The sequence below is a fragment of the Aeromonas sp. MR16 genome, from assembly GCF_022549315.1.
In the GTDB taxonomy this organism is placed as follows: domain Bacteria; phylum Pseudomonadota; class Gammaproteobacteria; order Enterobacterales; family Aeromonadaceae; genus Aeromonas; species Aeromonas aquatica.
Window position 1 is genome coordinate 1 of sequence record NZ_JAKZFK010000058.1, and the last position, 8,308, is coordinate 8,308.

Genomic DNA, 8,308 nt, shown 5'->3' on the forward strand with positions numbered 1-8,308 from the left:
TGATACTATTCTCTTAGGCGCGTAACTTAGTATAAGAGGCCGAGACAATATATATATAATAGGAAAACATAAAAAAACAAGTCCAGACACATTGTATTTATTACAACTCAATAAAATTAATGCGATTGCTGGGATGAAAACAATATCCCTTATAGGAAAACTAAATAATGTTGATGAAGGTAACGCCAAAGAAATGATTATATATGTTAAAAATAGAAGGCAGCTTATTTTTTTTGAAATATAACTAATAGAATGTGACAATTAAATCACCTGTAAGTAATAAAAGCCCAGAGCATTGGCAAAACATCATTTTCAATTAATATCTTTAGATAAAATTACATTTTTCGATAAAACTTCCTTTACTACGAATTCCGAACCAGACAATGACAAGTGACCATAGTCCCACACTAAAGGAGTGTTTTTATCATCTACCTTGGTAAGGCACTCTCTATTTTTGCAAAGATGGTCAAGCAAGGATATATAGGTCACCATATTTTGTGTGCCCAAAAGAGCGTTTCATTACCTGATCGCTATTCAATAATGAATAGTCAAATGAATTATCATTAAATATTTTTTCATGCGTGGAAAAATGTCTCAGTGCAATGGCTCTTGGTAATGATGGTTGCCATTGTGGTACCGGCCCCAGTAGTACTATATATTTGATGCCTATATTAGGTAATATGATTGACTATTTCATTATAGTTGTCTTTTTCATGTTCGCCCCTTTGCATCATAATAACCACATTAGGTTTCAAACGTGCAATTTCATTCAGGGAAAATTCATTTGAGCGATCACATCGCTAGCTTGAACTCTCAATATTACTACCAAGATGTGGCTGACATGCTGACGTTGCGACTTGGTACAATGAAACATCACTCTTCAAATGCTGTCTCAGTCCATAGGATAAGGCTTGTGCATGTGAATCACCCCACAGAAAAATACCTCTTTTATCACCCTGCTGTTGAGTACATGAAATAGCAATACTACTTTTTGCTACAGATGCTTCATCATCAAAAAAATCACACTCCAGCTTGTATTGTGATCTCAAGTATGGAGTCAGGTAATTCTTCCTAGAATACTTGCCTATATATAAAGAGGATGCTCCATGACGCCAGTGATAATTTGCTCCATGAGATGTATAGATAAAGCATGCACTTATTATGGTCAATGCTATAGGAATACAGATAATAATAGGTTATTTATATTTACCAAATTCCCCCAATTTCACTCTGGCCGGATTTTCAATAAAGCGATAGGACAACTCTCCAATGATAATTTAAAGGATGATACCTAAAATTATCGACACTGGACGATTTAAGGATCCGAGATAGTTAAGAATAACAACTAGAGGCCAATGCCATAAATAAATGGAATACGAACTGGCACCGAATGTGGGCAACAGTGCATAAACACTAGGCCATCTCACTGTAACATCACACGATATGGTGGCGATGAGAATTATGGCCAAGCCGATTGCTTCCATGACTCTGGCTTGTTGTGTGGGGACTGCTCTAGCTCTGATTAGCCGCCATACGAGCCCTCCAGCCAGCATTTCCCAAGCTCGGGTTGGAAACAGATAGAATGCGGCACTGGGCCAACGTGGTGTGGCATAGATAGACAGAACAAGGGAGAGTAGACCGACAATGCATAATACATATTGCACGCCACGTTTACCTAGCATGCGCCATATCAACATAATCCCTAGAGGCAAAATAATATAAAACTGCCACTCTACGGATAATGACCAAGTATGCAGCAACCATTTCTCATGGGATGCGGCGTCAAAATAACTAGCCTCCCGCCAGAACTGAAAGTTAGATATAAAAGTTGCAGCAGTCACTGCATGGATTGCCAGCATGTGGTAATCCGCATTGGGTAACTAGAACCAACCCAGTGTGAGCAAGACTGAACATAACACTAGCAGCGCCGGAATTATTCGACGGGCACGTGCCAGATAAAATCCCCAGAGTGAAAATTGGCCACATTCCACTCCTGAAACGATAATTCGGATCATTAAAAAACCGGAAATAACGAAGAAGACATCAACGCCAATAAATCCACCGAAAAATCCAGGCACACCAAAATGGTAAAGTACAACTGCTATTACCGCCCACGCTCGTAGGCCATTAGTATCCTGCTGAAATAATTTAGGCTGGACAGAAGCTAATGGTATTATTATAAATTTAAACTCTAGCGAATACCAAGTACGTTATAGTAATGAAGTGTATACGTCATCTCTGATACCTAGCATCATGATAAACATCATAAACGCGTTATATTTAATACTATGTGTTTTAAATCAATGCCATGAAACTGCAAGATAGTTAATTTTACAGTTTCATAAATTGCAATTTTTTAATGGCAAATTTAATCAAACACAGTATCGTCGACACATTATATATTTTAATTAATTGTGCATAACTTAGTATACGAAAATCACTAGGTATACTTATTATTTTATGTTTAATAACAGGCTCTATTACATTTACATAGGAAGAACAATCTACTGAAGTATAGTTACAATCTATTATTGAAGATAAAAAACGCTCCTTAACCTTATCCATTCCATGAATATTGATGACAGAGTCATATACATTATCGAAATCATATTCAACGCTATTATTGATGAATGAAATAACATCTAGCACATCATTCATCTTGAGCTTCTCTGCAGGACTATATCCTCTATATGAACTTATCAAACCAGTGCATAATTTACCCTGTAAAAACTGCTCGGCAAATGCCGTTCCTCCAGGAAAAGGATGGCTATCAATATATAATTTAGCTTTAGATGTTATATCCATGTACATAGTATATTCTAATGCCCCAGACAGTACCAACCTATTGCCAAATTTTATTTTACACAACCACCACCAGTAGTCTTTATATATGTTAACGCCAATAATCTGCATTTTGGATGATTTATATTTACTCAGCAATGCATCAACCAATGGCAATATAGACTGATTATTACAAGGTTTGTATTTACCATTCGATGCAGCACTTAAAATAAGGTCTCCATCTTGAAATGAATGCTGAATACTGCGCCTTTCTTTTATGCCAATTGGTATACCTAAAAATGATTTATTAGCTTTTAAGCCTCTCAATTTATCAATAACTTTACCATACTCACTAATTTCATACCAAACATCGGCTATTGAACTACCAAATGAAAACACATGGTCAGCATGGTTTATGAAATGGATTTTTAAATTAGGATTAAGTTTTTTTGCAACGCCACACGCAACAATAGAATAAATATCATCAGGATGTATACTTAGTATCACGCATTTTTTATTAATTATACTTTTTAACAAAAAAATCAATTTACTTAATACGGATGAAGGTTTTTTTTCTAAAAAAACAATACTATCAAAAAAATCACTCTCTCTTGATAAAATTTCCTGTGTTGGTATTTCAGATAATAACAAATCAGGTTTAACATCAAGAAATCCTGACAAACGTTCCATCAACCTACTATGACCGCCGGTCAAATACAATTCTGTTGCAATGAATAGGATATCATTTTGGTTGCTTTTTGAGAATTCAATGTATGAAGGATCGCCTAATTCAAAAACAGCAACATCAATTAAATAGCTCTCAAGATCATTTAACTCATAAACACCTAAATTATTATGCCATAATAAACAGCCCAGTTGCTTTGCTGTAATAATGGCGAGTTCGAAATCTAACTTCTTAATTATATCTATGTGACATTTTATAAAACTTTCAATATAGTTTTTATTATTTTCACTTTTAAATTTCATTCAATATAATCCATTCTTGGCTGATAGCAATCATATTTCAACGGGAAAAAACTCTCACACCGAAAAAAACAACAAAAAAATAAATGCAATAATTAGTGAGATATGCAGCTACGGCGCCCTTGACTCCCATTTGAGAAATAAAACCATAAGACAATATAACTAGCAAAAATGAAAACATAATTTCTGTACTAACAAACCACTTAGTTGCACCTCTCGATAACATTGGGTAGGCGTATAACCAACAAGCAATTTTGATCACATCACCACACAGTTGTATAGCAAACAGATCCCGTGCAGCATTGAATTCTTTGGTAAAGAGTAACCAGATAGCTACATCACGAAGTAGATATACTACCAGAGCTAATACCGCCACAAGCGGAATAACTAAGCGGGCCGTCTTATGGATTTCGCTAACAATTATATCGACACCAACCAAGGATGAAAGGCGGGGAAGATAATAAGTACCAAGAGCCATCGTAATAACACCAAGATAAACTTCTGATATTTTCCATACCGCCTGCCATTGGCCCGTAGCCTCCCATCCTACTTGGTCAATCAGGATGTTTCTAATCAAGATCAGCGATATCGGGACAGTCAATGCACTGGTGATTGCCATCAGCATATAGCCACCGATCGCTCTTCTGGCTTGTTTATCGGTAGTGCCCCACCAATAACGTAATTTAAACCAAGGTTGACGCAGATTAGCGATCAACATTATCACACCAATTAAAGCAGCCTGTACCGCCGTAGCCAACAAGGCGCCTTTAATATTGCCTTGGACTATCATAGTCAGCATCACAGCGCCAGAAATTAGGACTGACAACATCCCCAGCCCAACATAACGACGATACTGTTGTTGACCATTGATCACCGAATTACATAGTGTGCCTATTGCTGAAAGTGGTAACACCGCCACAGTGATTATCACAATCCAAACAAAATCTTTATCTTGAAATAACCAAGCAGCTATATGCTCCGCTAGTAATAACCCAATTGGTATAGTTATTGCCGAAACGATCAGTGCCCATTGCAGTGACGCTCTCCACCAAGGAGCGCAAGCCTCAAACCCTTCACCTTGTTTTTCTGCCGTATAGCGAACAATCCCACTGCCTACCGGCGCATTGATAATGCCATTGAGACTGGCCACCATACTCTGGACTTGACCCAACATTGCCATACCGGTAGGGCCGGTATAGATGGCCACCACCTTCGCAATTACAAAGCCCATCGCCATCCTGAGCAACGTTAGCAGCCCAGTCATGGCGGTTACTTTTAGCAAACGCTTCATGCCTTAAAGCCGTTTACCGCATCAATCACCTTTGCCACAGCCTCGTTGCTCATGGTCGGATCCATAGGAAGCGAGAGTACCTGCTTATGAATTTGTTCGGTCAGTGGCAACTGATAATCCCGGAACTGCGGATAAGCCTGCTGCTTGTGAGGAGGAATGGGGTAATGGATCAGGGTCTGAATGCCTTGCTCAGTCAACCACAACTGGAACTTTTCACGGGCCTCGGCGCGCACCACAAATAGATGCCAGACATGGGCACTTTCTGATACCACTTGAGGCAATATCACCAACGGATTGTTAATACCAGCGCGATAGCGTTGAGCAATCTCCTGACGACGCGCCGTTTCCTTCTCCAAATAAGGCAATTTAACGCGCATCATTGCGGCTTGGATCTCGTCCAGGCGGCTATTTACCCCTTGATAAAGGTTTTCATATTTCTTGTGAGAGCCGTAATTGCGCAGTGCCTTTAGCGTTTGGGCCAGTTCGTCATTATTAGTGGTGACGGCACCGGCATCGCCAAGTGCACCTAAGTTCTTGCCGGGGTAGAAGCTAAAACCAGCAGCATCGCCCCAATTACCAGCACGCTTGCCCTCAATTTCCGCCCCGTGAGCCTGGGCGCAATCTTCGAGCACCAACAAGTCATGCTCTTTGGCAATGGCCATCAGCTCAGGCATGGGGGAAAGCTGGCCATAGAGATGCACCGGCAAAATTGCTTTGGTATTAGGAGTGATGGCTGCACGCACCAGCTCGGGATCGAGGTTATAAGTATCCACATCAGGCTCAACCAACACGGGTACCAGATCGTTTTCGGTAATCGCCAGAACAGAGGCAATATAGGTGTTGGCCTGAACAATCACCTCATCACCGGCCTTGAGTTTGCCAAGTACTTTCCAGGCTCGCAGCACCAGAATAAGGGCATCCAAGCCATTGGCAACACCGATGGCATGTTTGGTACCACAATAGGCGGAAAATTTAGCTTCAAAGTGAGTTAATTCGTTACCCATAATATACCAACCAGAGTCGATAACACGGGCGCAGGCATCTTTGAGCTCTTGATGGTATTGGTGATTAACAGCTTGTAAATCTAAAAAAGGAACCATAGTGTTAAGAATCCGAAAAATTAGAAATTAGAAATTAGAAATTAGAAATTAGAAATTAGAAATTAGAAATTAGAAATTAGAAATTAGAAATTAGAAATTAGAAAACACCCACAATTTAATTAATGCAATATATAATCACCGAAATATATTTCATCATGATTTGGTCAAAATTGATTATTAATCATAAGACAAAGCCATTCATATGAAAGCTTGGAACTTTTCTTTACTTTTCTCAACTGCATCTTTAGTGATTTCAAAGTAGTAATTATTAGAATCTTCTCCTACAACTACTGCTCCAAATTTTTTATGAAAGTTTACAACCTTCACATTATCTTTTATCACTTCAAAATGACTTTTATTAAACTTTAGACTGTTGAAACCAAAATCATATATCATTACTGCACTTTCTATCGCAGAGTATCGAGTTTTATCTTCATTAAGGATCCAGCTTCCCCAACAGAACGAATCATTTTTTATATCATAAACCCGAACCGTCCCACATGGCGTACCATCTTTTCTTTCAATGATAAAATAGAACTGTTTATTATTTATTTCATCTTTTTTATATTTTCTTATCCATGCTTTTTGACTACTAATATCAGCATCCACAGAAGATAAAAATTTATTATAATTCCCATCCAATCTTAACTTAAGAACAAATTCAGCATCATCTTCATTTATCAAGCGCATATTTATCGTCTTTGACTTAAGCATGCATTACCACCTCTATAAAATCATCATAGTTTCGAATATAATCAGATTCGTCATATATATCACTTGCTAATACCATTAATACACAATCAGGACTAAAATCATACATCTCATGCCATTGCATAATATCTATAAACAATCCTTTAGTGGATGAATTAAGAACTATGCTTTCTTTATTAAGACCATCATCCATTACAAAACGACAAGAACCGCTGATACATATTGCAACTTGCTGGAGTGACTTATGTGCATGGAAGCCTCTAGATACACCAAGTTTAGTACCAAATAAATAATAGACACGTTTGATATCGAATGGTACGTGACGATTACCTTCTATCGCAACCAAATGCCCTCTTTCATCGCCGAGAACATTAAAATCAAACAATTTTATGAGCATGGTTTGCCTTAAAAAAGATCAGCATGTTTAAATTCTGTCGCCAGTCTATCTTTATCCGATATGAATACATTATCGAATAGCCAATCAATGCTTAGCTCTCTATCATTCCATAAAATGGCGCGTTCAGACTGTGGATCATAATAGTCTGTTGTTTTATAGAAAAATTCAGCCGTTTCACTCAAAGTTATAAAGCCATGCGCAAACCCTTCCGGGATCCATAATTGGCGTTTGTTCTCGGCTGACAGATTCACTCCGACCCATTGACCAAAGGTAGGAGAGCTTTTACGAATATCAACAGCGACGTCAAATACCTCGCCAACGACACAGCGCACCAATTTTCCTTGGGCGTGAGGGGGTAACTGATAATGCAATCCACGCAGAACGCCCTTGCTGGATTTGGAGTGATTGTCTTGAACGAAATTCACGCTACGACCAATAGCAGCTTCAAATTTCTGCTGATTAAAGCTTTCAAAGAAGAACCCTCGTTCATCTCCAAAAACCTTGGGCTCGATGATTTTTACGTCGGGAATTTTAGTATCGATGATGTTCATTTTTTCTCGAGAATCTGAAGTTAGAGATCAGGCAGCAAGGAGTTGTGAGTAAAAAATAGGATACCGTCAGTGGACAATCCCCTTCCCTATTCACCAATATCTACTCACTTGCCGACCATTTTCAGCAGATACTGTCCATACGCATTCTTTGCCAGCGGCGCGGCAAGTTCACGGACTTGGTCGGCATTGATAAACTTCTGGCGATAGGCGATCTCTTCCGGACAGGCCACTTTCAACCCTTGGCGGGTCTCGATGGTTTGAATAAAGTTGCTCGCCTCAATCAGGCTTTCATGGGTGCCGGTATCTAGCCAGGCATAGCCACGGCCCATCATGGCTACCGACAGGTTGCCCTGCTCAAGGTAGATACGGTTGACGTCGGTGATCTCCAGCTCACCACGAGGTGACGGCTTCAGGCTCTTGGCAATTTCGACCACGCTGTTGTCATAGAAGTAGAGCCCCGTCACCGCATAATTGCTTTTGGGCTCCAGCGGCT

7 protein-coding genes are annotated in these 8,308 nt (G+C 39.2%); all 7 read right to left on the reverse strand.

Annotated features, from left to right (window positions below; all coding sequences use genetic code 11):
• Positions 1-2,331 precede the first annotated feature (2,331 nt).
• The gene (locus MM194_RS21605; RefSeq protein WP_241344941.1) at positions 2,332-3,768 is read right to left on the reverse strand and encodes a hypothetical protein; all 1,437 of its coding nucleotides are present in this window, start codon (positions 3,766-3,768) and stop codon (positions 2,332-2,334) included.
• Between the two features lie 37 nt (positions 3,769-3,805).
• Positions 3,806-5,056 (reverse strand): O-antigen translocase, encoded by a 1,251-nt coding sequence (locus MM194_RS21610; protein WP_241344942.1) that lies wholly within the window; start codon positions 5,054-5,056, stop codon positions 3,806-3,808.
• A complete protein-coding gene (locus MM194_RS21615; protein WP_241344943.1) occupies positions 5,053-6,156 on the reverse strand; it encodes a DegT/DnrJ/EryC1/StrS family aminotransferase in 1,104 nt (367 codons plus the stop codon). The genes MM194_RS21610 and MM194_RS21615 overlap by 4 nt, the downstream gene beginning before the upstream one ends.
• A 198-nt stretch (positions 6,157-6,354) precedes the next feature.
• Complete coding sequence (locus MM194_RS21620) at positions 6,355-6,870, reverse strand: GNAT family N-acetyltransferase (protein WP_241344944.1); 516 nt, start codon at positions 6,868-6,870, stop codon at positions 6,355-6,357.
• Positions 6,863-7,264 (reverse strand): FdtA/QdtA family cupin domain-containing protein, encoded by a 402-nt coding sequence (locus MM194_RS21625; protein ID WP_241344945.1) that lies wholly within the window; start codon positions 7,262-7,264, stop codon positions 6,863-6,865. The genes MM194_RS21620 and MM194_RS21625 overlap by 8 nt, the downstream gene beginning before the upstream one ends.
• Before the next feature lie 8 nt (positions 7,265-7,272).
• A complete protein-coding gene (gene rfbC / locus MM194_RS21630; protein WP_241344946.1) occupies positions 7,273-7,815 on the reverse strand; it encodes a dTDP-4-dehydrorhamnose 3,5-epimerase in 543 nt (180 codons plus the stop codon).
• A gap of 104 nt (positions 7,816-7,919) precedes the next feature.
• On the reverse strand, positions 7,920-8,308 hold a 389-nt coding region (locus MM194_RS21635), incomplete at its 5' end, for a sugar phosphate nucleotidyltransferase (protein WP_277605184.1).